Below are 26,111 nucleotides of genomic sequence, written 5' to 3'. Positions count from 1 at the left end.
TCCCCATCCGGTCAGCTGCCGCCCATGCCGCCCTGTGCGGCGATCATGGTCGTCGGCAGGGCGCGTATGGTTTTCTCCAGGCCGGGCGCGAGGGCGGCGAGACACTGCGTGCAGGCGTCGATACGGGCCCGGAAGGTCTTCTGGTCCTGCCGGGTGACGACCGGGCGGACGCCGCCCGCCGCGGCCAGCGCCAGCAGCGCGGCGTCGGCGGCGGGGATATCCTGCACGGGACCCTGTCCGTTCAGCGCCGCGGACACGCGGGCGCGGAGTGCGGCGGGCACGGTGGGGTCCGTCACTGTCAGCCGCCGTGTGCCGAAGGGGGCGCGGGGCGCCGTCACGGTGAGGAGTCCCGTCGCGGCGAGCCGGTCCTCCACCTGTGTCAGGGTCCGCTTGCGGTGGCGGCGCACGAGGCGCTTCCAGCCGTGCCCGGCGACGGCGTCGCGCAGAATGCCGTCCAGGACTGGGTCTCCGGTCGGTTCCGTGCCGGACACCGTGACCGTGCCGCCGTCCTCCCGCAGCCGGCCGCGCAACGCGAGGTCGACCAGGGCGGCGGCACGGACCAGCAGCTCCGTCCGGGAACGGTCATAGGGGCCTTCGGCCGCGTCGTCGTAGGCGAGCAGATACATGAGGCAGGGCAGGTCGTCGATCACACCTCGACGCTACGGCCGGGCACCCCAGCCAGGGATCGGCCGCGGGAACGGACCGGCGCTGGGAACACAGGAGGACCGCCTCTCCGTCTCCTCCTTGAGGAGGAGACGGCGGCCGTCAGGGGCGGCGCGGCCGTACCAGGCCGTGGTCGTAGGCGGCGACGACGGCCTGGACGCGGTCGCGCAGGCCCAGCTTGCGCAGCACCGCGGTGACATGGTTCTTGACGGTGGCCTCCGACAGGCGCAGCCGCCCGGCGATCTCCGCGTTCGACAGCGCCTGCCCGATCAGCGTGAGCACCTCGCGCTCGCGGCCGGAGAGGTCCTTGAGGGAGGGCGGCGGCGCGGGGTCGGGTGTGGTGCGCAGAAACCGGTCGAGGACGCGGCTCAGCACGGCCGGCGCCAGCAGCGCGTCGCCGCGCGCGGTGAGACGGATCGCGTCGACGAGTTCGGTGGGGCGCATGTCCTTCAGCAGGAAGCCGCTTGCCCCGGCCCGCAGGGCGGCGACCACGTGCGCGTCCACGTCCCAGGTGGTCAGCACGAGCACCCGGGCCCGACTGCCGCACTCCGCGATCTGCCGGGTCGCCTCGATGCCGTCCACGACGGGCATGCGTACGTCCATCAGCACCACGTCGGGCGCCAGTTCCCGCGTCAGCCGCACCGCCTCCCGGCCGTCGGACGCCTCACCGACCACCTCAAGATCGTCCCGGGCATCGATGATCATGCGGAATCCGGTACGGACCAGGGCCTGGTCATCGGCCACCACCACGCGCAGCGTCATGACGCACGCTCCACCGGCAGCCGCGCCACCACCTCGAACCCGCCTCCGGGCAGCGGACCAGCGCGCAGGCTCCCACCCACGAGCCGTGCGCGCTCCCTCATCCCCGCAAGACCGCGTCCCGCCCCCATAGTCGAACTTCCATGCGACGTACTCCCGTTGTCGACCACCCTGACGTTCACACAGTCCCCTTCGGCCGTCACACGCACGCTCACCTCGTCGGCGCCGGCCGCGTGGCGCAGCGTGTTGGTGAGGGCCTCCTGGACGATCCGGTACGCCGCCAGGTCCACCGCGGCCGGCAGCCCGTCGTAGGCGCCCTCGCGGTGCACGTTCACGGTCATCCCGGTCGCGCGCACGGTGTCGGCCAGCTCGTCCAGGCGCGCGAGCGAGGGCCCCGGCTCCCGCTGCTCCCCGGCCCCGTCATCCTCCATTTCCAACCGGAACGCACGCAGCAACAGACGCAGTTCGCCGAGCGCCGAGCGTGCGCCCGTTTCAATGGCTTGCAGCGCCTGACGAGCCTGTTCGGGTCGTTGGGCGAACACGTCGTCGGCAGCGCCCGCCTGAATGACCATCACTGACAGGGAGTGCGCCACGACGTCGTGCACCTCGCGCGCGATCCGCGCACGCTCCTCCACCACGGCCCGGCGCAGCTCCGCCCTCGTGCGTGCCTGCTGCGCCCCGCGCCACTGCCCCGCGGTCCACGCCAGGACCACCGCCAGCACATAGACCGTCAGACCCGAGCCGCCGCCCGCCCCGAACGCCAGCGGCGCGGGCAGGCACATCGCCGCGAGCGCCCGCACCGACTCCCGCCGCGGCCTGATGGCCGACACTACGCACAACCCGACCTGCGCCGCGATCAGCGCCCCGGTCAGGGTCACCGCGGGCAGCAGCGCCCACACCGCGAACCCCGTCGCTGCGTTCGCGGCCAGTACGGCGACCGGGGCGCGGGCCTGCCACCTCAGGGCGCAGGTCTGTGCGAGGACCAGGGCCACGGCCACGGGCAGCCGTCGGTGCTGCTCCGCGCCGGCGACGAGCACCGAGGTGCCGAGGACAGCGAGCACCACACCGGCCGACCCCCACCACAGCGCCCGGGCTGCCCGGGGCGACACCACGTCCCGACCCTCCCCGCCGAACGCGTCGTCCGGCTGCCTACTCCCGCGGTCCACGCCCTCGACCCTATCGGCACGGGATCTGTCTGTCGCCGAGCCAGCGCGTTCATGATCTGCCGGGAGGCAACCCTGAGGGTAAGGCCGCTGGGTTGCCCCCACCTGCCGGAGATCGGAGCGGCCAACCTGGGAACCGGCACCAGGCCGCTTGCCGAGACGGCGTTGGCACGTTGGTTGGGCGGGGTGGGCTGATCTTCGGGTTGATCATGTTGTTGACGGGATCGCCCGTGTCGTCCGCGTCGCCGTCGTACAGCCGTCGTACAAAGGCACCGGTACCCGGTCGAGATCATCTCGTACTGTGTGTGGCTGTACTTCCGCTTCCCGCTGTCCTACCGCGAGGTCGAGGAGCTGATGCTGGAGCGTGGCGTGATCGTCTCGTCTCGTACGAGCCATCCGCCGCTGGTGCGCCAAGTTCGGACAGGCCTACGCCACCTCCCTCTCCCTGCGCCGACGCCGGCCCGGGGACACGTGGGACGCCGGTCGGCCCACCTCAGCATGAGCACAGGCCAGCCCCGGGGCCCCGCTACGCCCGACACACCCACAGACACCCACAGACACCCACAGACACCCACGCACTCAACAAGGTGACAGAGCCCCCGCCCGCCCCGGACCCCGGACAGCCGCGTACGCCCGTGCGCGGCGGCGCGCACGGGCTGAGCCGCCGCTGCGAATCACCCTGCTCGCGCAGAACGCGGCAGGGTGGGCATGGCTGTGCCGCCGGGTGTCCGCCGCGCACGCCGAAGCCGACCGCGCGGCGCCGGTCGTGTCCTGGCCCGCCTTGCACGCGTACGCCGACCACGGCCTGGTGGTGCTGCTCGGCCTGGCCTCCGGACTGGTGCGGGCCCTGTCCGCCGGGCGCCCCGACGTTGCCGAGCAGCTGCTCGCGCCGTGGCGGGAGCTGGCCGGAGAGCGACTGCGGCTGGAAGCGGTCTACCTGGGGCGGCAGGGCACCGGCGCGGACTCACTGCGCCTGGCTGCGCGCACCGTGGGCCTGGCCGACCAGTTCGGCGTCCGTACGGTGCCGGCGAACGGGGCGCCGTAGCCGTGTCTGGTCCAGTGAGCGACGTGGTCATCACAGATGGACTTGGCCGCAGAACGACTGCCCGACCGACCGCCAGCCAACACATGACGGCGTCCTTCGGGATGTACGGGGACCAGGCGGTGGCCCGGGACCGACGACTTTCCGGCAGGGCTGGACGGCTGGACCGACCGTGACTGGGCGGACTACCGGGCCCGGGTCGAGGACGGTGAGAGCAGCGCGCGGGCGAATGACGCCGTGCAGTGTCGTCGCCGGACGCGGGCCGAGACGTCCCAGGACAGCACGCGGTGACCGGCGAGGCCGTGACACGTCGAACTGATCACCGAGCTCGAACCCCTCACCGCGACCCTGGTGGCCACAGGCTCGCAGTGACACGCAGAAATTGCTACAGATCTTCATGATCAGGGAAGCCACAGGACACCGACGACCCTGCGGAGGACGCGGGTGTCGTCACACGGGATCGGGTCGTACGACGGATTACGCGGCTCGAGCCACACCCGCCCGTCCTGCTGACGCAGCACTTGCACCGTGGCTTCGTCGTCCAGGAGCGCGGCGACGACGTCGCCGTGGTCGGCGCTGTCCATCTTGCGTACGGTGACGGTGTCGCCGTCACAAATCGCCGCATCGATCATGGAGCCGCCGACCACAACCGGCCCCTCGCTCCTGCCTCGCAGGCCGGGTACCCAATGGCGCCTGCGCCGCTGGGGCTAGGCGGTCCTACTGAGGGCGATGGCCTGGCGAGCCTGGTGGGAGAGGCCATTGACTTTCGGGTCACGGCGCCAGGGGGCCATGGCTCGGAAGACGCCGCCGAGGTAGTCGTACGACAACTGCATCGTGGCGCTATACCTCACCGAGCCGACCCTTCACACAGGCGCGGTCAGAACCATGGAATTCATTCCCCACCGTGGCGGTCACGTTTCCTCATGGGGACGGAGGTCGCGAACGGCGGACTCGGACTGCTCTGGAACCGCTCAATCGTGCAGCCAGATCCGCAGTGGACCGACCGGCTCGAAGCCGTGGCACACGGCGGCCTCCAAGCCATCACCGTGCTCGTAGCCGACCGCTGGCAAGGTCGGGAACAGGTGGTGCACCGCCTCCAGTACGACCGGCCAGGCCGCGTCAGGACCGCCGTCCGATGCGAAGACGTTGGAGATTCCGACCACGTGGTCGCTGCGGCTCGCCACCGCTCCGGCGACCACCCGGCCGCCCGGGGACCGTCCGGCGAGCACCAAGGTGGCAGGGTCGTCGAGCAGTTCGGGCCGGAACAGGTCCGCGTTGCCATCCCCGTCGTCCCAGGCCAGTGCCCAGGCACGCAGCGTGTCCGGGGTGCCCGCCACGTCCCAGGCAAGATCCGATGCGATGGCAGGTGCACTCGCTGGGCGATGGATCCACTGCGCCTCGAACAGGACGTGGAAGCCAGTCTCAGTCAGGTCGAGATCGGCGAAACTGTCCTTGACGGAGGCGCCAGGCGCGGTAGCGTCGATCCGCTTCACCAGCGTGGCCGGGTCGACACCCGGCACGAGGGTCACCGCGTCGGGGTAATACACCGGCGTGCGGGCAGGGGCGGCCCAAGCCTGCAGCTCGAACTCGCTCATCAGGCCGTGCGATCGGCTCATCGCTGCGCACCACTCGGCGTTGTTGCGGGCTGCAGCCCGGACCATGCACTGCTTCGGTGTCGTCACGAGCGGATCATGACCCCTTCCGGGCCCGGTGGTCGAACGCTTTTCCGTTGCCGGCAGGAGGGCCACCGCGCCCGAGGCCCGTCGCCCGATCACCCGTCACCCGGTCACCCGGCACTCGACGTGTTGCACAAGCAGGTGCCGGCATGCCCCTGCCGACGGGACACCGCACATCGGTTTTCGAGCCCTTTCGTGAGCCCCCATGCAGAGCTGGAGGCTCACCCCAACGGGGGGTAACGAGGAGGATGCCTGATCGTTCGTTCAGGCATGAAGACAATCAAGCAGGTACTTGTCACCGTGGTTCTCACCGGGGCGGCGGTCGTGTCGACTTCGCCCCTCGCCAGCGCTGATGTACAGAAACCGCTTCCGCCCGTCGGCGGCCCGATCGGGTTCGGACCAGCCCCATACCCCTATGCAGGGTTCGAGGCTCCCATCCCCCTCGCCATGCTCCCGGCCAACACCATCCCCACCAACCCCGTTAACCCCAACGAGGCAGCCCCCGGGCATCGGGCTCTACTCCCCCAGCTACTCCCTGTCACCCTTTAAAGTCCACGCCCAACGCCGGGAGTCGCATGCCTTCCTGCAGAGCCCGGGTGACGTCGCGTGTTCTCGTGTACTCCTTGGCCAGCGTTTCCGCGCCTCGCGTCGACGCACCTCTGCGCGAGGCATGATCCGGCTGGCAGCGGGTCGCCCGGACCTGGTCTTCTCTCATCGGATTACTCGGCATCGGCTCGCCAAAGCTGTAGGCGGACCGTCCTCGGGGCGCGTACCCGTCTTTGGCCTGGCTGTTCATGAGCTGTCCGAACGCGATCGCCAGGGTGCCCATAGCCTTCAGGAGGCTGCCCTCCGAGTTCAGCTGTGCAGCCGTCTTGAGGTGTACACGGGTCTGGTCGTGCTGGACGACTTCGGCCAGCACGGTTCACCAGCCCTTGCACTGACGAACACTGCCTCCGTCGCCAGAGCCACCCACAGAACCCAGCCCTCGGGCCAGATTCGCCGACGCATAACGTCTCCGGGTCGGAATCCCTGTCAAGGGGCTCGATTGGATGACAGGGGACAGTCACATCGAAACGGCTCCCGCAGTCACGCGCATAGCCAGCCGAGAGGCCATCCGGTCAGCAGGGCGATCCCCGTCTTCTGGGCGATCTCGCCCATCGGCGGCCGGTCATCTGCCTACGATGCCGTCCGCCGGGCAACGGGGAGGTCGCATAATGCACGGGCTCGAAGCGGTGGTCCTCCGGCTGGCGTCGACAGTGGCCCAGACGGTCGCGAAGATCGGTACTGATGCCGAAGCCGGGGACGGGTCTGGTGCCAGATCCAGTACGGCCGCTACCGAAGCCAGCGGGGCCGGAGAAGCTGGCGCGGGTCCTCGGGCAGCGCATCGCGGCCGCGTATGCCTCGGTGCCTGAGCACGAGAGGCTGGCGGCGGTGGCGGCGGTCCAGGACACGTTCGCCGCCGCGAGCCCCCTCGACATGGAGCGGTTGTTCGCCGCGGACCTCGATCCGGGACGCCTGGCCGACGAACTGCGGCGCCCCGTCACGGACCTGACGGAACGAGCCCACGACCTCTACGAGGAACTGCTTCGGCTGTGCTGCGCGCACCTGGTGGAACAGTCCACGGCCCATCCCACTTTCGCGGCGCGGGCGGCGGTGGAGCACACACGGCGGACCGGGGCGCTGTTACGAGAACGGGCCGTTACAGGCTCGGCTGCGGAGGCCGCACTCGGTTTCGAGCAGCGGTACGCAGACTTCGTCGCCGAGGCGCACTCGCGCCTGGAGCTGTTCGGGGTCACCCTGGGCGGCCGGCGCCGTGCTGAATGGCCGCTGGATGCCGCATACATCAGCCTTGCGGTGGACGACGAGCATGCCCATGAGCCGCACCACGAAGAGCTCGGTGTCCCGGGAACCACGCGAACCTCAGTGAAGGTGGAACAGGCACTCGCTGGCAGTGACCGGCTGGTGCTGCGCGGACCGGCCGGGTCGGGGAAGTCGACGCTGGTGCAGTGGCTGGCGCTGAACGCGGCGCACGGCAGAGCTTCGGGCCGGAGTGGGCGGATCTCAACCGCTGCGTGCCGTTCGTGTTGCGGCTGAGGTCCTTCAACACCCCCGAGGGCTTGCCCATGCCGGAGGACTTCCTGACAGCATCCGGCGTGCCGTTGCGCGCCCCTCAAAGCTGGGTCGAGGAACTCCTCGGCAGCGGCCGGGCGCTGGTTCTCGTGGACGGTGTCGATGAGGTGCCGCCCAGGCTGCGCAGCCGCACGGAGCAGTGGCTGAAGTCGCTGATCACGGCGTTTCCGCGGGCACGATTCATGGTGACCACGCGCCCGTCCGCGGTGCCGGAGGACTAGGGCGTGTTGCGAAAGTCCCGGCTGCCGCCCTCCGGGCGGACGACGGGACTTTCGCAACACGCCCTAGCTGGCGGCGCAAGGCTTCACGGTGCACACGCTGTGCCGATGGAACGGGACGACATCCGGGCGTTCATCCGGCACCGGCACGACGCGGTCCGCCGGGAGTGCGTCGCAGACACCGAACACGAGCCGCTGGAGCGGTACGAGGCGAGCCTGAACCAGACGGTGACCACGCGCCGAGACCTGGGCCGGCCGGCGACCAACCCGTTGACGTGCGCCCTGCTGTGCGCGCTCAACCGCGACCGCCGCATGCACCTGTCCAGGGCCCGCAAGGAGCTGTACGACGCCGCGTTGGACATGCTGCTGGTCCGTCGGGGACACGGAGCGGGAGATCACCCCCGGAGGGCGTGTCCCTCTCCCGGGACGAGCAGACAGTGTTGCTGCAGCGGCTGGCGTACTGGATGATCCGCAATGGCCAGGCGGAGGCGGCCCGCGACGAGGCCGTCGCGATGCTGGACGCGTGGCTGGCCGCCATGCCGCAGGTACGGGAGCAGGGCGACGCGGACCAGGCTTTCTCCCACCTGCTGATCCGCAGCGGTCTGCTGCGCGAACCGGCCCCTGGCTACGTCGACTTCGTGCACCGCACCTTCCAGGACTACTTGGGCGCGAAGGCGGCGGTCGAGGCCCGCGACTTCGGCGTCCTGGTCCGCAACGCCCACGACGACCAGTGGGACGACGTCGTACGCATGGCGGTCGGGCACACACGGATAGAGGAACGCGCAAGGCTGCTACGGCAGTTACTGCGGCGGGCGGACAAAACGCCACGCTATCGGCAACGGCTGGTACTCCTCGCCGTGGCAAGCCTCGAACATGCCCCCGAGCTCGACCCCGCAGTGCGGCAAGAAGTGCAGGACCGCGCCGCCGAGTTGGTCCCGCCACGATCGGCAGCGGAAGCCGAGCAGCTTGCCAAGGTGGGAGAACTGGTCCTGGAACTGCTTCCGGGCCCCGAGGGACTGGACAGCCGCACCGCGAGCGCGGTGGTGAAGACAGTGGCCCTGATCACAGGAGACGCCGCCCTCGGAGTGATCGCACGGTTCCGTACGGACACCCGACCGGAGGTGAGCGGGGAGCTTGGGGCAGCTTGGGCATCTTTCGATGCCGGGGAATACGCGGATCAGGTGCTGTCCGCCATCACACCAGAGGCCTACGTCCAGAGCACGCCGGGCTGGACTACCTGTGCCTGACCGGAGATCGTTCGCTGCGCGACCTGTCGCCCTTGGCGCAACTTCCCAGTCTCACAACCTTCGCCACGACCTGGCACAGGGCATGTCTCTCACCCCGTTCACTGACATGCCTGCTCTGGACCATCTGACGCTGGGCTTCCCCGCCGACGTCACCCGTGCCGGAGACATCCCCGCCGGCCCCGGCCTCGCCAGCCTGGTGTTCACCGAGAACAGCCAGGACATCACGCTCGACGGGCTGGAGCGCTGGCCCTACCTCAATTGGCCAGCCATCATGGGCGACGCCCAGGCCGCACAGCTGAGCCGCATGCGCCGTCCACTCCAGCTTCAAGGCCTCCACATCGTAAAGCAGCCGGCCCTCGACCTCACCACCGTGCAGCGTCACCACCAACTGACCAGCCTGACTCTGCGTGACTGCACGGTGTATTCAGACCTTTCCCCTCTCAAAGAGCTCCCGCACCTGGCCCGCCTGACCCTGTGGAACTGCAGAGGGCCCATCGACCTGGCACCGCTCGCAGACCTGGAGAACCTCACCGTCCACATCAGCGATAGCACCGACGCCACGGGCCGCGAACACCTCCCGCCCGAGCGGCTCAACCCTCCACAGTGACCAACACTCACTACAGATGAAAGGAATTGATCAACTGCAGGGGTGGTGCCGAGGGCGGTGTTCGCGGTCGCCCAGGCGGTGGTGTGCCAGTGGTGGGACATGGCCTTGGAATGGGAGGAAGAGCCGGTCTGGCCCGCACGGATGCGTCAACTGGCGGGGGATGCCGGACCGCAGTTCTGGTGGTGGCGGGCTACGGCCCGCGAATCGGCAGTTCTTCCCCGAGGCCGTCGCCCTGGCCGAGGATCAAGCGTGGTCCGCCAACCAGCTCACCTTCACAACATCAGCTCACAGCCCTACACACTGCGCAGAAAGTCCGGCCGCAGACATCTGTCGCAGCGGAAGTTGAGTGGACCACCGGAGCATGAGGGCGGGTCACCGGCTCCTTGCCGGGGCTGCGTTGTCAGTGGTGGGAGATACCTTCGAGGTCTTGGAACCGCTGTTGCACGACAGGAGTGGACGATGACCGAGAGCAGTGTGCTGCCCGCGCTCAGGGTGGTGCTGACGGACGTCAACGAGCGTGTGGTGGAGGCGTGGCGCGCCGCGTTCGCCGACACCCCCGGCATCGAGATCCGCAAGGGCTCGATCCTCGACGAGGACGTCGACGCCTGGGTCACCCCCACGAACTCCCGTGGCCGCATGGACGGCGGGGTCGACGCCGCCATCAAGCGGTACCTGGGGTCCGGCATCCAGGTGCGCGTCCAGCGGGCGATCCGCGACCGGTTCGCCGGACCCATGCCGGTGGGCAGCGCGGTCTGCGTCCCGTCCGGCGCAACTGTCCCCCGGTATCTGATATCGACGCCGACGATGGTGCGGTCCTCGCAGAACGTGAGCGCCACGCTGAACGTGGCGCTGGCGTGCGCGGCCGCTTTCCAGGCCGTCCACCGGCAGAACCGGAAGAAGCCGGGCAGTATCCGGTCCGTAGCGCTGGTCGGGATGGGAGCGCAGACCGGCCAGGTGCCGGCCCGGGTGTGCGCCAATCTGATGTGGACCGGCTACACGCTCTTCCACGACCACTGGTTCGAGGACGACGACGAGCTGCGGTCCACGATCATCTCCCAGCTCCACGGGATCGAGGACGCGCCCGTCGACCAGCGGGTGCGCATCGTGCCACCGGCGGCCGTCACGCCCGTCGCCCCCGCACTGGCGCCTGAAACTGCCGCTCCTGCTCCCTCCGCCGTCCCCTCCTCTCCTTCTGCCACGACGAGCGAAAGCGCCTCCACCATGACCGGATCGACGACCGGCGTCCCGGCTCCGGGCCAGCCGCTGCAGCCCCAGCCCGATGCGAACGACCCCCTCGCCCTGACCGAGCTCTTCGACGGCGGCGGGGAGGCCTGGCTCCCGCTGCTGAAGCCGGTCATCGAGGCACAGCCGGACGCCGCACGGTTCATCGGGAAGGACCGCAGCCACGAGGTGGTCCCGGTCCGCGAGCTGACGTTCCAGGCGCTCAAGCCGAACCCGCCGCACAAGTGGAAGGTCGTGGTCTTCGGCCAGAACCCGTACCCGCGGCCGGAGAGCGCCACCGGCATAGCCATGTTCGACAACACCTTCAGCGACTGGAAGGACAGCCAGTTCGGCCGGGTCGTCAGCATCCGGTGCCTCATCAAGGCGGCGGCGATGTGGAAGTACGGCATCGCCAAGAAGACCCCGATCGCCGACGTGCGGGCGCTGCTGAAGGAGCGGGACACGGTCCAGCCGCCGGAGTGGTTCCAGGCGATGCTGACGCAGGGCGTGCTCCTGCTGAACGCGTCGCTGACCGCGAGCGGCGACGGAGCGATGGGTGCCGACCAGCACACAGCGTTCTGGCGGCCGGTCGCCGAGCGGATCGTCGAGGAGATCCTCAAGGCCAAGCAGGACGCGACCGAGGAGGACCGCGGGGTCGTGTTCGCGTGGTGGGGGGCACACGCCCGCACCCTGAAGCAGGTCGTTCTGCGGCTCCAGCAGAAGTACCCGGACGTCGAGGTCCGGCACCTCGACCACGCGAACCCGGCGGCACAGGGCGACATCTTCTGCGAGGGCGACCACTTCGCCCAGGTCAACAGTGCCCTGACCTCGCTGGGCGCCGACCGCATCGACTGGCTGCCGAGCAAGGGGTGGAACGAGCCGGCGGCCGGCGTGGGTGGTGCGGACGGGGGTGTCTCGGCGCGCATGGGCGCTTTCATCGAGTCGACCATGAACCTGCACCAGCTGTACCTGGAGCGCCTCACCAGCGTCAAGGACGAGGGCCTGGTCCTGCCCACGCTCACCGGTGTCTTCGACACCCCGCTGATGGATTTCCAGGACGCCGTCGCCCCGGTCTGCGCGGCACTGTCCGGGCTCTCCGGTCACATCCGGCGCTCCCGCGACTTCGGCAAGCAGCGTGCGGACCAGGCGGCTGGCGGCGGCCTGTCCGCCGACGCCATCGCCGCGCTCCACCTCTACACCTGTGAGTCAGCCTTCTACCGCGAGATCAACAGCGTTCTGCGCTCCCCCGACCGCACCAGGGTCACGCCCTACCTGCCGTACCTGCGGCTGCTGTTCTCGGCGGTCTCCAAGCTGCCTGCCTACACACAGCCGTTGTGGCGCGGGGTGTCGCTGGACCTTCGGGCGCAGTACCCGGTGGGCCGCACGGTGACCTGGTGGGGCGTCTCCTCGTGTACCTCCGAGTTGAAGGTGGCCAGGACGTTCTTGGGCAGTCGCGGCAAGCGGACCCTCTTCGAGGTGACGCCGGCTCGGGCGGTCGGGATCAAGAGCTTCTCCGCCTTCACCGGCGAGGAGGAATACATCCTTACGCCCGGTACCCAGCTCAAGGTGACGGAGGTAAGGAGCGAGCCCCGCGGGCTGTGCACGGTCCGGCTGAGCGAGGTCACGGACGCCGCTCCCGTGGTGTCCTGAACCGTCCCCGTTCCACGGTGGCCACGGTCGTGGTTGCCGGACGCTCGCGCCCGGCAACCGCCACGACGCCCGTGCCTACCGGGAGTCCGGCGTCGACCGCGCGGTGAAGAACGCACCCGTTCTCGGCGACGGCGGCTATCGCGGCACCCCTGCCCTCATCCTGCACCGGGCGCGCAAAGACAGACCCCTCACATCCAAGGCTGCGGCGTAGTCGGATGATGTCCGGTTCGTGACGGTGTGTCGGGTGGGGGCGGATCGGGAACGGAAGCAGGCACGGATTCCAAGATCATGGAGTTGCCGAGCACCCCGTGATCCAACTGGAAGACCGCGCCTGCCCGCGTATCAGCTCCGATCCTTCCTGTTCTTGACCAGCTCCGTGATCAACCGCAGGCCGGCTCTGGGGAGGTGTCGGGCCTGTTGGAACAGTTGGCCGAGGTGCCGGACCCGCGCGAGCGGCTCCAGCCTGCTGGGCAAGTTCCCCGGCAGCGAGAGCTCAACCCGGCCCCCTTCACCAACGCCGCCGGCAGCACCAGCAGGGACCTCTGCCTCCGCGCGGACCGCTTCCGCGCCGTCTTGGCGGCCGACCTCCCGCTGAACGTCAGCCGCTTGACGTCCGCTGAGCAGCGCCCGTTCGCGGCCTCCTCCCTGACGGACGTCACCATGGCTGCAGCCTGGCACACCATTCCCTCCTGGGTCATCGTCGCCGAGTCCGGCAAAGCCCATCCCGCTGGCCCTGGAACGCTGGGAGTAGGCGCGCCCACTCCCACGTCGTCCAGGTCTCGGGCGCCTCCCACGTCGTGATGGTCAGCCACCCGGCCCTGGCCGCCGACGTCATCGAGGACGCGGCCCAGACCATCTCCTGACCGCCCCTTCGGTGTGCGTCAGCCCCAGAACTCGGCGAGTTGCCCGGCCAGGGCCAGGCCCTGGTTGTAACCGGCCCGAGCGGCGGGCTGACGGGTCGACAGATCCATCAGGTTGGTGCCGAAGTACACCCTGCGGGACTCGTCGTCCGGCAGGATGCATTCAACCCTGCTGCCGTCTGCACGCAGCTCCTCCGCCTGCGCGTCGAGCTGCATGCCCCACTCCAGCGGGTGCCGTGTCCTGCCGCCCAGGGGCGACAGCACCAGCACCCGCCCGTATCCGGCCGCGAGATCGGCGTTCTCGTTGCGCCGGTAGCCGCCGTCGATGTACCGGTTGTCGCCGATGGCGTAGGGAGGGACACCGAAGCCGTTGGCACAGCTGGCGGCGACGGCGTCCGCCAGGTCGACGCCGCTGTGGCGGTCGAACAGAACCGGCTCACCGGTGTGGGCGTCGACAGCCACGATCCCCAGCGTTCGCTCCGGCCAGTCCTGGCTGGGCAGCCGACCCGCGACGGTGGCCCGCCACTGGGCCTGCGCGGAGCCGTCCGACGCCGCATCCGCTTCGAGCGCCGCCGCACCCATCCGGCGGCGCATATCGGCCGCATCCTCGGCGGCGCCGATGATGGCGGCTGTCCGCTCCATATGGCCTGCGGCCGGCCCGATCGGAGGACGCCCATCCCCGGATCCGGCCGGACCGGGCCGGTGCTGGGGCGCAGCGGCCAGGACAGCGGAGAGTAGCTCGTTCGGAGACATGGCCGTCACCTGGGCGGCGGCCGTCGATCCGGCCGAAGTCCCAATGATCAGATCAGCCTGGGTCACATCCAACCCGGCCTCGAACAGACCGGCGATCACGCCGATCAACCACGCATTGCCTGCCGCCCCGCCACCACCGAGGACTACCGCCCGCTCACCTGCGGCACGCACCCGCACGGTGGCGTCGATTGTCGAAGTGGAGGGCATGCTTGAGGAAGAATCAATGTTCATGGGAGTCGCCTTTCGTGAAGTTCCTGGCGAGCGCTCCCGGTGGCGACTACCTAAGCCGCACGATCGTGGGCTGCAGGGGAGCACCCAATTACGGACACTGCGTTCATGGTGCTCACCTCCTGCTGCTAGATCACGATCGTCACGACGCTAACACGCCGGAGAAGCGACGTGTAATCGACACCACACCGGCCCAGGCGCGTTTCAGGGCACCGATGGCGAGGTTGCGGCAGGTGGCCATGGCGCGGGGTGCGTTGCCGGTCCGCAGCTGGGAGGCGTCCTCGGCGAAGGTGGTGTCGCGGACGAGGTGCAGGGCCTCGACCTGCCAGTGTTCCTTGACCGGCTGCGCGAGCCGGGCGGGCGCGGCCTGCTCGGCCGAGAGACTGGTGACCGCGTAGACGGTCTTGACCGTGGTCTTGCCGGTCTTACGGTCGGTGCGCCGCCTCTTGATCTGGATCGCCTGCTGAGCTCCGGGGAACAGCAGGTTTTTCAAGGTGCACCTTGATCCGGCGGATCTCCGAGCGGCCGTGGCCGACGCCCCGGGTCCGCCCTGCAGCGGGATGTCCTTCCAGGGAAGGGACTTGAGCTGCTTGCGGAGCTTCCTCGTGTTGCCCTTGACGATCACGATGTAGTGGGCCTGCCGCCCAAGCAGATAGGCGGCATGCTCGCGCTGGGTGTGCAGGGCGTCGGCGGCGACAACCATGCGGGCCAGGTCGGCGACGTCCTCCAGCAGTGGCCGAAAGCGCGTGATCTCGTTGGTCTTGTCGCCGACGTCGAGCTGGGCCAGGACCAGGCCGGTGGTGTGCTCTAGGGCGACGAGCAGGTGAATCTTCCGCCCGCCCGCTTTCGCGGCGCCCCGCAGGCTCTTGCCGTCCACGGCCAGCGCGCGCAGTCCGGCCGGCTTCAGGCGACGGTCCGCGAGCCAATGCGCGACCGCCCGGTGCAGGGCGTCGCCTTCGATTCGGGCCAGCAGCCGGCGCACAGCGGACTCCGAGGGCAGTTGCCGCGCGGGCAGCACCGGGTCGGGGCGGACGCCGAGCTGCCCGAGCACGTGAGCTGGCGCGTCGGCGATCCGCTCGCCCACTGCCGGCAGCGAGGTCGCCCCGGCCAGCACCGCGCACGCGGTCAGGGCCAGGACGACGGCCAGGCCGTGCCGCACGCCGCGCGGATCGCGCGGGTCCGGCACCTCGGCCAGCCGTTCCAACAGGCCCAACACCTCCCCAGAGCCGGCCTGCGGCTGATCACGAATCTGGTCAAGAACAGGAGGGATCGGAGCTGATACGCGGGCAGGCACGGTCTTCCAGGTGGATCACGGCGCGCTCGACAACTCCATGATCTTGGAATCCGTGCCTGCTTCCGTTCCCGATCCACCCCCACCCGACACACCGTCAGGAACCGGATACCATCCGACTACGCCGCAGCCCTGCTCTCACATCTGAACAGCAAGCCGAGAATGCCGTCCACCGCCGGGCCAGGGCCCGCGTCGAGCACGCCTTCTCCCGGATGAAGACCTGCAAGATCCTCCACGACTGCCGCTTGCACGGGGACGGCGTTCACCAAGCCGTCCTCGGCGTGGCCCGACTGCACAACCTGGCCCTCGCCGGACAGCCCCACCTCGACCAAGGACCAGGCCAGCCCTGCCCGATACCTGCCTACGGGACACCGCTTAGCTCGGGTTTCGGCTCCGATTGCCGAGTTGGTGTGGCCGCCGGTTCCCACAGCTTGGTGGTCCTTATGTAGCCGTAGACCACTGACCCCATCGCCAGAATGAGAAGTGGCCCGAACAGCCGTGGATGTCTGGCCATCTCCATCGGCAGATAGCGGTACGACACCAAGAGCGCAGCAAAGACCGTCGCGCCGTAGATGACCAGCTGGATTCCTGGCCGGTCCCAGCCACGGTCGTGCGAGCGCAGCGCTGCCTCGACGGTGAGCGCGAACACCGCACCGGCAACGAGATCCACACCGTAGTGGTAACCGAAGCCCAGCGTTGCGCTCAGCGTAGCAATCAGCCAGAACGTGCCCGCGAACCGTAGAACTCGTGAGCCCTTGCGGGAGTGAATAAAGATCGCGGTAGCCCACGCTGTGTGCAGGCTGGGCATGCAGTTTCGGGGGGTGATCTCATCGTAAGGCATCGGATGCGGGGTGCTGATCGGCGGTGGCGTGTCCGGCCATATGTTGGCGACCGCCCAATGCGCGCCGCCGGTGCCGGAGGCACCCGGACCGAATGCGAAGACCGGTCCGACCACTGGGAAGATCATGTAAATGGCAGGCCCGAGTAGACCGATCACCAGGAAGGTGCGCACCAGGTGATGGCGAGGGAAGCAGCGCTCGACCGCCACATTGCGTAGTTGGTACAACGCGACGACGATCGCGGCCACCGCGAGCTGCGCGTAGACGAAGTGGAGAAGATGGGTACCGATCGGGCCGGCGGCCCTGACCATCCGGCCCACCAGCCACGACGGGTTGCCCAGCGCGTGATCGGCGGTTGCCACGTAGCGGTCGAGTACCGCCGGGCGGGACTTCGACGTAATGAACAGCCAGGTATCGCCCGCCTTGCGGCCGGCCACCAAAAGCAGGCCCAGCCCGACGCCTTTCAGCAGCAGGACACGTTCCCGGCCGGTGTGGCGGGTGACTGCGATGACCGCACAGCCCAACATCACCCACAACGCGCCGTTGCCGAAGAAATGGCCGTCGGTCATCTTGGCGTCGACCGCCCACCGCACCAGCACGAAGACGACGTCGATGCCGATTGCAACGCCGGCCGCGATGAACCGTTGCCGCCAGGTGAGCACCACCATCATCAACGCCAGACCTCCGTAAAGCGGCCCCGGTTTCGGGGCGAATATCAACCCTTCAACCTGGTTGGTGATCGGCCCCGGCTGACCGTAGCGGCGTGCGGCGATCTCCAGTCCGACGAGGAAGCCAAAAGCCGCCACACCCACTGCAGCCCATAGCATCGCTCGCCGTTGACGCCTCGCGGCCGACGCAGTCCTGCTGTTTATTCGCGAAAAGACCCGCGACGCTCTAGACATCAATCCTTTGGCCGATTTATTCGATATGGGTTAAATGGGCGAGAAGCGATGGCAGCGGCCATCGCGAGTTCGAACATGATATCGGAGTGGTGCGACTCATTTCGCTGACACAGAGTGGCGCCATCGACTATCCAGAGGGATCCAAAGTATCCGAAACGCCATGCGTGTCCTGCGTGTAGCCGTCCAGTGAACCGGCGTCGAGGGCCGCCGGGACCGGAACCACGGCGCGGCGGCGCCACTTGCCATTGGCGAACAAGGGTGACTGCTCCGAAATTCGGGTGGGTATCGCCGCAGCCCGTCGGCGGCGAATACACGGTACGACGCGGAAACCCGCCCCCATGTCGTTCTGAAGTAGAGGCTGCTTCTCCTCTTATCCCTCGGAGGTATGACAACCGATGCCGCCACCCAGGCATCCGGGAGTCGCTCTTCGCAGCATGGCCCACCGCCAGCTCGGCTTCGATCGTCAGTGCGAAGATCCGTGAGTGATCAGCAACCAGCTCTCGTTTCAGCAGTACACCTCTCCGGCCCAGGTCACTCCCCGGCTCCACAAGGACCTGGCTCGGTGCTGGATCGAAGTCAGCAACGCCGGCGGAGCCGCGGGCTTCCCCTTCCCGTTCATCAGGGACGCGGCTTCGGAACTGCCCTGACGCACAAGGCCCACAGGGTGGCCCGTGAGGAGATGGGTCCGGAGCAGCTGCGCCTCGCTGCGCGAGGCGGGGCGGGCCTTGAGCAGTTCTACGGACGACTGGGCTGGAAGGAGATCGGGCGTTGGCCCGAGGCCCTCCGCTTGGCCGTGGGCGACGACCGCGACGAGGTGCTCATGGTCCTCAGTCTCCTGTGACCTGCCTCGCCGGGCGCCTGGACGGCCGGAGGTGACGAACGGCACGGGCCGACACCGGGTCTGCAATGCTCCGACTACCTGCCGTCCGCTGCCCTCGAGCCAGCCTCCGACTGACCCCGGTCCGCCGCGGCCACAGGTTCGCGCCTGGCATCGCCCCCTGCCGTGACCGGCTCCGGGTGCTCCCATGCCTCGGGCAGCAGCAGCACAGCCAGGTTCGCCGCTGCCACGAGCACCGCGCCTGCCAGCAGTGGTGCCGAGGTGCCGAGGAGGGTGGCAACCGGAACGGCCACGGCCAGGCCCAACGGGCGGGCGGCAAACGAGATCAGCGCGTCGAAGGAGCCCACCCGCCCGAGCACCTCCTGCGGGATGCGGAGCTGGATGGCGGTCTCCCACAACGGGCTGAGCACTCCTAGCCCGAACATCCCCAGGAAGTACGCAGACGCCGCCCAGGGCAGCGCCAGTCCCAGCCCGAAGGCCGCCAGCGGCAGCGCGAAGACGGCCGCGCCCACGGCCACGCCGACCAGCGGGCGGCGCATCGGCAGCCGTCCTGCGGCAAAAGCACCGACCAGCATGCCGACGGTCCCCAGCTGAGCCACCAGGACCCACGCACCGTCACCGCCCATGCTCCGGACAGCGATCAGCGGTCCCAGGGTGAGCAGGAAGCCAGCCACCAGATGCCATACTCCATGGCCCAGCACATTGGTGAGGAACCAGCGGTGGCGCCGGGTCTCGGTCCAGCCTTCGCGCAACTGCGCCCGGAACCCCGCGTGGCCGCCGTCGGCCGGCCTGGTGGCCCGGCGGGTGTGCAGACCGCCCAGGGTGGTCGCAGAGCCGATGAAGAGCGCGCCGGTCAGTAGCGAGGACCAGCCGGCGCCGAGCATCAGCATCATGCCGCCCGCCGTAGCAGGGCCGGCGGTCTGGGCCAGGCCGGTAGCGACGTCCAGCCGCGAGTTCAGCCGCAGCCGCTGGTCGGCGTCGACGGTCGCCGCGACCAGGGTGCGGACCGCTGGGGTGCCGAAGGCGACTGCGGCACCGGTGACCGCGGCGAGCACGGAGAGGTCGGGCACCCGGACCAGGCCGCAGAGCAGCTCCGCGCCGATCGCGGTCTGCGCCGCGCCCCTGAGTAGATCGGCAGCGAGCACGACCCGATGCGGCGGGAAGCGGTCCGCCAGCACGCCGGCGACCGGCAGCAGCACCAGCATGGGCAGCAGTTCACAAGCCAGCACCAGGCCCAGATCCCCTGCCGAACCCGTCGAGCCTGCGGCGTGTCCTCTCAGCAGCGCGAGCGTGAGCGTGGTGGGTATCAGCGCAGTGGCCAGCGCCGCGCAGGTGCGGCCGATCAGCAGTCGGCGCATGAGTTGCGTCATGCGTGCATAGTATTTCGACAGCTAATCGTTTAGCAACGAAATATAAGTTGGCGTACATACTGAGGGTATGGACACCGAGAGTCAGGGTCGGGAGCGGCCCGCAGAAGGGGACGACTCCGTCGACGTGCACCTTGCACGCTGGCGCGGCAAGGCCCCGTTCGACGCGCGGGTGGAGGGGATCGTCACCCGCATACAGTTCCTGGCCAAGCATGTCGGCCAAGCCAAAGACCGCGCCCTGGCCAAGGTTGGCCTGCAGGAGTTCGAGTTCGCCACGCTGCACCGGCTCGGCGCGCGCGAGGCCCCGGGGCGGGCCACCCCCTCCGAGCTGGCGGCTGAACTCATGCTCTCCCCTGCCGGCATGACGGGCCGTCTGGACGTCCTGGAACAGTCAGGGCTGGTGCGGCGTGTGCGCAGCAGTCAGGATCGACGCCGGGTGGACGTGGAGCTCACTGAGGCGGGGCGCACCCGCTGGCTGGCCGCGATGGAGCTGCGCGGGCAGGCGGAGGACTCGATGGTCGCCCCACTCGACCCGGCAGAGCAGGACACGCTCAGCGCCCTGCTCAAGCGGATGCTGATCCAGGCGGAGGCGGACAGCCGCCACCGGTGAAGCCCGAGTCGATGGTGTTGCTTCTCGCCGTCAGGTCTCAGTATCTCGCCGGCCGCCGCCGCGGCTGCCCAAGGCCACTCACGTTCGACCGACACCCGGCAAGATCGGATTGAAATCAGCGACTCAGGCGTACTTGTGAGGGTGACAAGGGCGACAACGCCGGTCACCCTGAGGGCCTCGTCGCCGGCATCAGTGATCAGGGCCCCGTCGAAGCGGTCGAGGATCAGGCCCCAGCGGCACGGTGACGCTTCCCTCCCCGCGGCTGACGCAATGCCGATTCCCGGCCTGCCACGGCCCGGCCAACTCCTTGATCAAACCACCGAGATGTGCACGGAAGACGCCTGCGAAGGCAGGACGGGGCAAAGCCGCACGGGCCCACTTCTTGGTCACACTCGAAGAACCCGCGCGGCCGTCCCCACGTCATGGCCTGTGACCGCTCTCATGCTTGACGGGCAGGATGGAAGTTTTCCTCCAGGAACGCCGAAACCGCCTCGGTGAACGCCTCCGGCGCTGCGTGATGGATCAGGTGTCCAACCGGGATGGGGATCACTCGCCCGCCAGGGATGCGGCGGGCGAGTTCGGCGACACCGTCCTGGGGAACATGGCTGTGTGGGCCGCCGGCGAGCACGAGGGTCTCTGCGGTGATCTGGCCGAGTCGCTCCAGCCACCTGGGATCGGGGGCGTCGATCTGCCGCCTGACGGCCAGCACCATCTCCCAGTCGAAGGTCAGGACGCCGTCCGGCCTTGCCGGGGTGCTCGGCTCCCGGGGACGGGGTACCGGCACATCCTCCAGGACGAGCCGGCTCACCCGCTGCGGATGGTCCTCCGCGAGCAGGTAGGCCACGATCCCGCCCATGGAGTGCCCGATCAGATCTACTGGTCCAAGTCCCAGTACGTTCATGAACCGGAGCACATCGGCTTGCATGAGTTCGAGTGAGTAGTCCCCCGGCCAGCCGCTTCGGCCATGACCGCGAAGATCGAGGGCGTACACCCTTCGGCTCCGGGCGAGGGCGGGCACAACCGCCTCCCAGTCGGTGGCATCCTCGCCCAGCGCGTGCAACAGGACGAGCGGCGGAGCATCCGGAGAACCCGACATCTGATAGGCCAGCCGGACCTCGCCAACGTCGACCGAGCGTTGATCAACCATGTCCGGAGGATATGCGGACGGATCCCTGCCGGAGATTGGCGTTCACCAGCAGCCGAACCACCATCCTCAGTCGGCAGCTCGGGTTCTCAGCCACACGGTTCTGGCCCCGATCCTCAATAGCCGACAACACAGTTAGACCTCGGCGAACGGGACAGCGACGGAGCCCACTGGTTCCCGCGAGGCTGCCGCCGCTGCACCCCGCAAGCCGTACACACGGCACACAGCGCCCACCCCGGCCAGTGCGAACAGTGCGTGGACGACCCAGCCCTGTGCCATCCCGGCCGCACCCTGCGTGCCCTGATGCTGGAGCTTCGCCGATGACACGCCAACCAGGCCAGACGACACCCAATGCCGGGCTCGACTCTTTCCGCGCGGCCGGCTGCTGCCGCGTCGCAGACCCAAACAGCCCGGGGATCTTGTGACGGTCAGGGCGCCGAAGCCCTACTGATTCACTTCGGTGTGGGCGCTGGCACCGACTTCGCGGAGTTCGGCCACCATGGCGGTGGCGACTTCTTCCGGCACGTTCTCGAGGATGTTCGTCGGAAGTTCGCTGATGAGGGACTTGCAGTGCCACGAACTCAGCCCGGTTTGCCTGTGCAGCAGCTTCACGATCTCGATAGCCCGGAGGCCAGAGTCAGTCAGAACTACTGTGTGCGGCGGGTCGTCGCAGACCAGCAAGAACGATTCGCTCACCGTATCCGATCCCTCCATCAGCCCGCAGCGTACGGCGAGGCTCGGCGATCATGCCAGGATGCGTCTGCGGAGCAGATCAAGGTTGGCCCGCCCGTAGCCCATGCGCTTGAGGAGCTTGACGCCGGTCACGTGGCCTTCGACCTGACCGGAGCTCCAAGGCGTGGACAGGCCGGCGGTGACCGCGTCCAGGTCCCTCTTCATGCCGTTGACCAGGGAATGCAGGGCGGGAAGGTCGTCTGCGAGGACGTGGTCCATCCATGCGGGCAGTTTCTCGCCGCGCAGATCGCGCATCATGTCGGCGAAGTCGCGGACGCGGTGTGTGGTGGCGTCGAGGTGTGGGCAGGCGGCCCGGATCTCTTTGAGCTCGGCCGCGTCGGTCTCGGCGAGGCGTCCGGGGTTGGCAATGATCCAGCGGACGACACTCCGGGGTTTCGGGGCGGGCCTCGGCTCGGGAGCCGACGCCGGCGAATTCTTCGGCTTGGGGCTGTGCGGCCTTTTGAAGGGGCGGAAGTACCGGCGGACGCACTGGATGTCTCCGGTGAAGCCGCGTGCGCGCAGTTCGCGGTGCAGCTGCGGGATGTCGTGACAGCCCTCGCGCCAGCGTTGGCGCAGGTAGGACTTGTGTTCGTCCAGGATCGAGGCCTGGTTGGTGGCCTTGACCAGCAATTCGTCGAGACTCTGGGCGCGAGCGAAGCGCCGTTGCCGTCACTCGCCGACGCCGAACTCACCGACGCCGAACTCACCGAGCGCACCCGGGAGGACCTGCGCGAGGCGTCAGATGCTCATCGAGAGCGACGACAGTTGTAACGGACCCCGCTCTTCAGCCTGACGACCCCGTTCGTCACACTGACGCCGTGCCTCGAATAGCCACCGCCACCTCGTCCCGGCAGGTCCGCCGCCTCACCACGATGGCGTTTTTCGGTCCGCCGGTGATCGTCGGGCTGTCGTTGCTGGCCGCCAATCCGGACTGGAGCGGGCTCGGACTGGTGCTCGGGACCTTCGTGCTGATCGCGACTCTCACGCTGATGATCATCGCCGCGCCGAACGGGTGGCTGATCGTCGGCGGGGTGATCGTGGGGATCGCCGCGCTGTCCGGGCCGGGGCCGGTGCTGCAGGCGGAGGTGATGGCGCACCAAGGGCAGCGGGTGGAAGTGCGGGTCACCGCAGTGAAGACGTACCAGGGCAAGCACGGGCCGGAGTACACCTGCCTTCTGGGGCGGGTGGACGGCAAGCCCCTCAAACACGCCGAGCTGGGCAACGACTCCTGCGACGGGCCGATGGAAGTCGGGCAGACCGAGGACGTGCTCGTCGACCCGCACGGCTGGACGGCGCCGGAGCCGGCCGAGACGGACTACAGCGGGATCGACATCGCCGCGTGGGCCCTGCCGTTGGTACTGGTGCTCTTCGAGCTACTGGTCTGGCTGTCCCGGCGGGTCGGGCTGCGCCGGTTCGAGGGCCGCTGATGGCACCCGGGTCCCGGAAGAACGTGGCCTATGGCCCCATAGGCCTTCCGCGGATTTTCCCTCGGCTACCGGCACGTTCGGACACGGTCGCCGCGCCAAAGCGGATCGCCGGACCAGCCGGCAGGCCGCTACGGAGGACGCGGCTAGCCGGGAGGATCGATGGTTTTGGCCCATCCGACCGAGAGTCCCCAGGATCCTTTTGTCTTGGCGTCAACCGAAACAGCAACGTTCTTGTGGCTGCGCCTTAGACCTACCTCGTTGAACTGACCAGGCTTGCCGTCTGCGCAGATGACGGTGTAACTCACGAGAGAACCGATGTTGACATCGATGGTGCCAGAACCCGAGCAGATCACTGCGACTTCCAGAGTTCCCGGCTGGACCTGACGGATCGTTGAAAACGAGTGGGGTCCGGTCTTCCCGCCTGCCTTGATGAACGTCTTCTGCGCGTCTGGAAGCTGGGGCGGAATGCGGGGGTCCGCGTTGGTGCCAGGCGCGGCTGAAGACGCACTGGGCGAAGCCGTTTCATGCGGCGTCCCGCTTGTGGTTGCTCGATGACCGGTTGACGTCGCACTGCACGCGGTCAACGCGAGCAGGGCCACAGGAACGAGTAGGCCTATTCGCCCCACGTGTATCACCCCACATACATGGGGCCATAACCGGTCACGTTGTTCTTCGTCAGGTAGCAGGTGTGGTGCTCGTAGTAGGCAGTGCCCGTGAACTTGCGGCGCCACACACCGTATTGCGCATGGACGGTCTTGTGCGGAGGAACGTTCTTGACGTGAACCACGTTGCCGAGTTCGGCGGTTACCGATGCATGCAACGTGACGCTGTACTGGGTGCTGACTTCGGCCAGTACCGCACTGACCTTGGTCGTGATCTGGCCACTGAAGCTGGCGCCGACGGTCCCGGACACCTTGGCAGTGAAGTCCATGTCTTCTTTTTCGCTGGTGCCGTTGTAGTTCGACTGCGAGGGGCCAACGGCCTGGTGATACTTGCCGCCAAGGGAACTCGCCTTGAACCACCGACTCTCGTCGCAGTCACCAGCTGCGGGGCACTTCTGTCCGGGTGCGCACGTGCCGCCCGGGATGTCGGGGTCACGATCAAGCGCAGGATCGGTGGGGGCGTCGGTCAGAGATTCTGCAGGAGTGGCCGGCGGCGCCGTGTTGAGAAGTCCCGGGGTGTCATCGTTACCGTCTTGAGGCGTTGCCGTGGCAGATGTCGGGGATGCGATCGCCTGCGCCCCGCTCACGTGCGGCCCCCTCACATGTTAATGCTCGAACGGTCCGGCGATTCAGCCTCAAATCCCCAATGGCCGTGTGGAGTTCCCGCACTATCGCGGAGTTTCCACCAAGATGACACATAGTCAATTCCGGGAATCAACGTCCGTATCGCCCGACCCCGACGAAGCCATCTCGGGTAGACCGAATTTCCTCCATCGCGGAGCCCACTCCGGCCGCGGCCGCATTGGTCACTACGACCGACTGCCTCCGCTTGTATTCATACATACTAAAGAGACTGATCCGTCCTTTTGACCCTCTTCTCCCGGATGGCGTGACGAATGCTGCGGTCTCACAGATGGCCCAGGTGGATGGAGCAGTACCAGGCCGAGGTGCGTCATCACCGCGAACCAGAGGCCAGCCCGCCGCACCGAGGCCCGCTCCCGCTGCTCGGTGCTGTCAGCAGTCCCACCGCCGGCACACGCAGTCGGCACGGCAGTGGAACTCCGGCCAGCGCGCCCGCGCCGCCCAGACCGGTGGCCGTCGCCAGGGCGGTCGGGATCAGGCTCACCGTCCGGTCACCCTCCGCGGTGCCGCCACGATCGCTTCGGCTCTGGCGGGCACCCCGGCACCTGAAGGTCCACCGGCACGACGTCAGAGACGGCCCCTTCCACGCCGTACCCGCCCGCGAATTTCCCGCAGTTGATCGCGCAGTCCCCGACCGCGACCACCAGGCGCGGCTTGCCCATCGCGGCGACGGTGCGGCGCAGTGGCTCGGCCATGTTCCGTGTCACGGGGCCGGTCACCAGTGCCACGTCCGCCTGCCGGGGCGAGGCCACCAGTCGGGCGCCGTACCGCTCGATGTCGTACACCGGGTTGAACGCGGCGGCGATCTCGATCTCACACCCGTTGCAGGAGCCCGCGTCCACACAGCGCACCTGCACCGAACCGCTCAGCTGCCGCGCCTTCTCCGGCACGTCGCCCTCCGGGCGCGGCGGCGCGGGCTCGGCGACCCGCCCGGTCGTCCGGGTCTTGCGCGACAAGCCCATGAACCTCTACCGACTGGTGGTGAGGACTTCCGCCAGTAACCGCAAGATCCCCAGCGGCTGGAGTGACGACACGTTCCCCGTGCTTTGCGTGATCTCAGAAGACTTTGCTTCCTGCTATGCGGTCTGCCCCTGGAACGAAGCGGGTCCACGCAGCAGGAAGAGGAGGCGGCCACCGCCCGGAATCGCCTCCCGCGCGGTGACCGCCGTCCGACTGCCGTCTCCACGACGGCGGTTTTCGAGGCGGCCGCCTCCCGGCACCACAGAGCGCTGTCAACTCTCTCTCGGGAGACGGCCGCCGATCATGGGCTGTCGCTACGACGGCGGCTTTCCTGCTGACTGAGCCGCTTTCAGGTCGGCGAGCAGTTCGGCCTGCCCTGCCAGCACGCCGGACAGGATCGAGCGCGCCACCCGCAGCAGCTCCGCCACTTCCGGGCTGGCCAGGGAGTAGTACACGTTCGAACCTTCCTTGCGGGTGCGC

26 protein-coding genes and 4 pseudogenes are annotated in these 26,111 nt (G+C 68.5%); 13 read left to right on the top strand and 17 right to left on the bottom strand.

The features are described from left to right. Positions 1-11: 11 nt before the first annotated feature. From IE277_RS40655 to IE277_RS40645, 3 genes are all read right to left on the bottom strand, one after another. Positions 12-650: a GOLPH3/VPS74 family protein gene (locus tag IE277_RS40655; protein ID WP_189958758.1), complete on the bottom strand. Its 639-nt coding sequence runs from the start codon at positions 648-650 to the stop codon at positions 12-14. Between the two features lie 115 nt (positions 651-765). Further along, a complete protein-coding gene (locus IE277_RS40650; RefSeq protein WP_189958757.1) occupies positions 766-1,425 on the bottom strand; it encodes a response regulator in 660 nt (219 codons plus the stop codon). Next, positions 1,422-2,588 carry a sensor histidine kinase gene (locus IE277_RS40645; protein WP_189958756.1) on the bottom strand — a complete coding sequence of 389 codons (1,167 nt, stop codon included), beginning with the start codon at positions 2,586-2,588 and terminating at the stop codon, positions 1,422-1,424. Before IE277_RS40645 ends, IE277_RS40650 begins: the two co-directional genes overlap by 4 nt. 285 nt (positions 2,589-2,873) lie before the next feature. On the opposite strand from IE277_RS40645, the pseudogene IE277_RS48210 reads away from it, so the two are divergent. Continuing rightward, a pseudogene (locus IE277_RS48210) lies at positions 2,874-3,060 on the top strand (IS6 family transposase); the annotation flags it as partial. Positions 3,061-3,309: 249 nt separating this feature from the next. After that, positions 3,310-3,630: a hypothetical protein gene (locus IE277_RS40640; RefSeq protein ID WP_373310992.1), complete on the top strand. Its 321-nt coding sequence runs from the start codon at positions 3,310-3,312 to the stop codon at positions 3,628-3,630. A 398-nt stretch (positions 3,631-4,028) separates the two neighbouring features. Here the strand turns inward: IE277_RS40640 and IE277_RS40635 are convergent. The 3 genes and pseudogenes from IE277_RS40635 to IE277_RS40625 form a co-directional block, all read right to left on the bottom strand. Next, positions 4,029-4,274, bottom strand: a pseudogene (locus tag IE277_RS40635) (LexA family protein); the annotation flags it as partial. 324 nt (positions 4,275-4,598) lie between these two features. Then, positions 4,599-5,309 carry a hypothetical protein gene (locus IE277_RS40630; RefSeq protein WP_189958755.1) on the bottom strand — a complete coding sequence of 237 codons (711 nt, stop codon included), beginning with the start codon at positions 5,307-5,309 and terminating at the stop codon, positions 4,599-4,601. A gap of 532 nt (positions 5,310-5,841) precedes the next feature. Then, positions 5,842-6,222: a hypothetical protein gene (locus IE277_RS40625; protein WP_189958754.1), complete on the bottom strand. Its 381-nt coding sequence runs from the start codon at positions 6,220-6,222 to the stop codon at positions 5,842-5,844. 392 nt (positions 6,223-6,614) lie between these two features. Here IE277_RS40625 and IE277_RS48205 point away from each other — a divergent pair, with 392 nt between their 5' ends. From IE277_RS48205 to IE277_RS40605, 6 genes are all read left to right on the top strand, one after another. Continuing rightward, positions 6,615-7,397, top strand: coding sequence for an NACHT N-terminal Helical domain 1-containing protein (locus tag IE277_RS48205; RefSeq protein ID WP_229882364.1), 783 nt, complete (start codon positions 6,615-6,617; stop codon positions 7,395-7,397). A gap of 29 nt (positions 7,398-7,426) precedes the next feature. Continuing rightward, entirely contained in the window at positions 7,427-7,654 is a 228-nt protein-coding gene (locus IE277_RS48200) for an NACHT domain-containing protein (RefSeq protein ID WP_229882363.1), read from the top strand. Positions 7,655-7,759: 105 nt separating this feature from the next. After that, positions 7,760-8,119 (top strand): hypothetical protein, encoded by a 360-nt coding sequence (locus IE277_RS48195; protein ID WP_229882362.1) that lies wholly within the window; start codon positions 7,760-7,762, stop codon positions 8,117-8,119. After that, complete coding sequence (locus tag IE277_RS48190) at positions 8,089-8,898, top strand: NACHT domain-containing protein (RefSeq protein ID WP_229882361.1); 810 nt, start codon at positions 8,089-8,091, stop codon at positions 8,896-8,898. Before IE277_RS48195 ends, IE277_RS48190 begins: the two co-directional genes overlap by 31 nt. A 106-nt stretch (positions 8,899-9,004) precedes the next feature. Beyond that, entirely contained in the window at positions 9,005-9,505 is a 501-nt protein-coding gene (locus tag IE277_RS40615) for a hypothetical protein (protein WP_189958753.1), read from the top strand. Between the two features lie 459 nt (positions 9,506-9,964). Further along, a complete protein-coding gene (locus IE277_RS40605; protein WP_229882360.1) occupies positions 9,965-12,376 on the top strand; it encodes an ADP-ribosyltransferase domain-containing protein in 2,412 nt (803 codons plus the stop codon). Between the two features lie 881 nt (positions 12,377-13,257). Here IE277_RS40605 and IE277_RS40600 read toward each other — a convergent pair. Together IE277_RS40600 and IE277_RS40595 are read right to left on the bottom strand one after the other, a co-directional pair. Further along, positions 13,258-14,166, bottom strand: a complete 909-nt coding sequence (locus tag IE277_RS40600) for a patatin-like phospholipase family protein (protein ID WP_229882359.1) — start codon at positions 14,164-14,166, stop codon at positions 13,258-13,260. A 193-nt stretch (positions 14,167-14,359) separates the two neighbouring features. Then, a complete protein-coding gene (locus IE277_RS40595; protein ID WP_373310991.1) occupies positions 14,360-15,433 on the bottom strand; it encodes an ISAs1 family transposase in 1,074 nt (357 codons plus the stop codon). 134 nt (positions 15,434-15,567) lie between these two features. On the opposite strand from IE277_RS40595, the pseudogene IE277_RS49895 reads away from it, so the two are divergent. Next, positions 15,568-15,822 (top strand): annotated as a pseudogene (locus IE277_RS49895) (transposase); the annotation flags it as partial. A 47-nt stretch (positions 15,823-15,869) separates the two neighbouring features. Here IE277_RS49895 and IE277_RS40585 read toward each other — a convergent pair. Next, positions 15,870-17,174: a phosphatase PAP2 family protein gene (locus IE277_RS40585; protein WP_229882357.1), complete on the bottom strand. Its 1,305-nt coding sequence runs from the start codon at positions 17,172-17,174 to the stop codon at positions 15,870-15,872. A gap of 557 nt (positions 17,175-17,731) precedes the next feature. Between IE277_RS40585 and IE277_RS49890 the strand changes: the two genes are divergently transcribed. Next, the gene (locus tag IE277_RS49890) at positions 17,732-17,896 is read left to right on the top strand and encodes a hypothetical protein (protein ID WP_373310990.1); all 165 of its coding nucleotides are present in this window, start codon (positions 17,732-17,734) and stop codon (positions 17,894-17,896) included. 32 nt (positions 17,897-17,928) lie between these two features. After that, positions 17,929-18,090: a hypothetical protein gene (locus tag IE277_RS49885; protein WP_373310989.1), complete on the top strand. Its 162-nt coding sequence runs from the start codon at positions 17,929-17,931 to the stop codon at positions 18,088-18,090. Between the two features lie 74 nt (positions 18,091-18,164). On the opposite strand, the gene IE277_RS40575 is transcribed toward IE277_RS49885, so the two are convergent. Further along, positions 18,165-19,457, bottom strand: a complete 1,293-nt coding sequence (locus IE277_RS40575) for an MFS transporter (protein ID WP_229882356.1) — start codon at positions 19,455-19,457, stop codon at positions 18,165-18,167. 67 nt (positions 19,458-19,524) lie between these two features. Between IE277_RS40575 and IE277_RS40570 the strand changes: the two genes are divergently transcribed. After that, the gene (locus IE277_RS40570; RefSeq protein ID WP_189958750.1) at positions 19,525-20,064 is read left to right on the top strand and encodes a MarR family winged helix-turn-helix transcriptional regulator; all 540 of its coding nucleotides are present in this window, start codon (positions 19,525-19,527) and stop codon (positions 20,062-20,064) included. 439 nt (positions 20,065-20,503) lie between these two features. On the opposite strand, the gene IE277_RS40565 is transcribed toward IE277_RS40570, so the two are convergent. From IE277_RS40565 to IE277_RS40555, 3 genes are all read right to left on the bottom strand, one after another. Then, positions 20,504-21,211: an alpha/beta fold hydrolase gene (locus tag IE277_RS40565; protein WP_189958749.1), complete on the bottom strand. Its 708-nt coding sequence runs from the start codon at positions 21,209-21,211 to the stop codon at positions 20,504-20,506. Positions 21,212-21,652: 441 nt separating this feature from the next. Continuing rightward, entirely contained in the window at positions 21,653-21,904 is a 252-nt protein-coding gene (locus IE277_RS40560) for a ribosomal protein L7/L12 (protein WP_229882355.1), read from the bottom strand. A gap of 48 nt (positions 21,905-21,952) precedes the next feature. Next, complete coding sequence (locus tag IE277_RS40555) at positions 21,953-22,570, bottom strand: transposase (RefSeq protein ID WP_189958747.1); 618 nt, start codon at positions 22,568-22,570, stop codon at positions 21,953-21,955. 188 nt (positions 22,571-22,758) lie between these two features. Here IE277_RS40555 and IE277_RS40550 point away from each other — a divergent pair, with 188 nt between their 5' ends. Next, positions 22,759-23,367: a hypothetical protein gene (locus tag IE277_RS40550; protein WP_189958746.1), complete on the top strand. Its 609-nt coding sequence runs from the start codon at positions 22,759-22,761 to the stop codon at positions 23,365-23,367. 143 nt (positions 23,368-23,510) lie between these two features. Here IE277_RS40550 and IE277_RS40545 read toward each other — a convergent pair whose 3' ends face one another. The 4 genes and pseudogenes from IE277_RS40545 to IE277_RS40530 form a co-directional block, all read right to left on the bottom strand. Continuing rightward, the gene (locus tag IE277_RS40545; protein WP_189958745.1) at positions 23,511-23,966 is read right to left on the bottom strand and encodes a hypothetical protein; all 456 of its coding nucleotides are present in this window, start codon (positions 23,964-23,966) and stop codon (positions 23,511-23,513) included. Between the two features lie 32 nt (positions 23,967-23,998). Beyond that, positions 23,999-24,616 carry a hypothetical protein gene (locus IE277_RS40540; protein ID WP_189958744.1) on the bottom strand — a complete coding sequence of 206 codons (618 nt, stop codon included), beginning with the start codon at positions 24,614-24,616 and terminating at the stop codon, positions 23,999-24,001. 546 nt (positions 24,617-25,162) lie between these two features. Further along, positions 25,163-25,627 (bottom strand): NADH-quinone oxidoreductase subunit B family protein, encoded by a 465-nt coding sequence (locus IE277_RS40535; RefSeq protein WP_229882354.1) that lies wholly within the window; start codon positions 25,625-25,627, stop codon positions 25,163-25,165. Positions 25,628-25,945: 318 nt separating this feature from the next. Then, a pseudogene (locus IE277_RS40530) lies at positions 25,946-26,111 on the bottom strand (transcriptional regulator); the annotation flags it as partial.

The organism is Streptomyces alanosinicus (genome assembly GCF_014650595.1).
In the GTDB taxonomy this organism is placed as follows: domain Bacteria; phylum Actinomycetota; class Actinomycetes; order Streptomycetales; family Streptomycetaceae; genus Streptomyces; species Streptomyces alanosinicus.
The sequence above is the reverse complement of the archived record's forward strand: the minus strand, read 5'-3'. Positions and strand labels throughout refer to the sequence as shown.

Excerpts from the sequence above, each read along its gene's own strand:
- IE277_RS40650 (WP_189958757.1), bottom strand. The coding sequence starts at position 1,425 with ATGACGCTGCGCGTGGTGGTGGCCGATGACCAGGCCCTGGTCCGTACC.
- IE277_RS48200 (WP_229882363.1), top strand. The coding sequence starts at position 7,427 with ATGCCGGAGGACTTCCTGACAGCATCCGGCGTGCCGTTGCGCGCCCCT.
- IE277_RS48195 (WP_229882362.1), top strand. The coding sequence starts at position 7,760 with ATGGAACGGGACGACATCCGGGCGTTCATCCGGCACCGGCACGACGCG.
- IE277_RS40615 (WP_189958753.1), top strand. The coding sequence starts at position 9,005 with ATGCCTGCTCTGGACCATCTGACGCTGGGCTTCCCCGCCGACGTCACC.
- IE277_RS40605 (WP_229882360.1), top strand. The coding sequence starts at position 9,965 with ATGACCGAGAGCAGTGTGCTGCCCGCGCTCAGGGTGGTGCTGACGGAC.
- IE277_RS40585 (WP_229882357.1), bottom strand. The coding sequence starts at position 17,174 with ATGCTATGGGCTGCAGTGGGTGTGGCGGCTTTTGGCTTCCTCGTCGGA.
- IE277_RS49885 (WP_373310989.1), top strand. The coding sequence starts at position 17,929 with ATGGGTCCGGAGCAGCTGCGCCTCGCTGCGCGAGGCGGGGCGGGCCTT.
- IE277_RS40575 (WP_229882356.1), bottom strand. The coding sequence starts at position 19,457 with ATGACGCAACTCATGCGCCGACTGCTGATCGGCCGCACCTGCGCGGCG.
- IE277_RS40570 (WP_189958750.1), top strand. The coding sequence starts at position 19,525 with ATGGACACCGAGAGTCAGGGTCGGGAGCGGCCCGCAGAAGGGGACGAC.
- IE277_RS40565 (WP_189958749.1), bottom strand. The coding sequence starts at position 21,211 with ATGGTTGATCAACGCTCGGTCGACGTTGGCGAGGTCCGGCTGGCCTAT.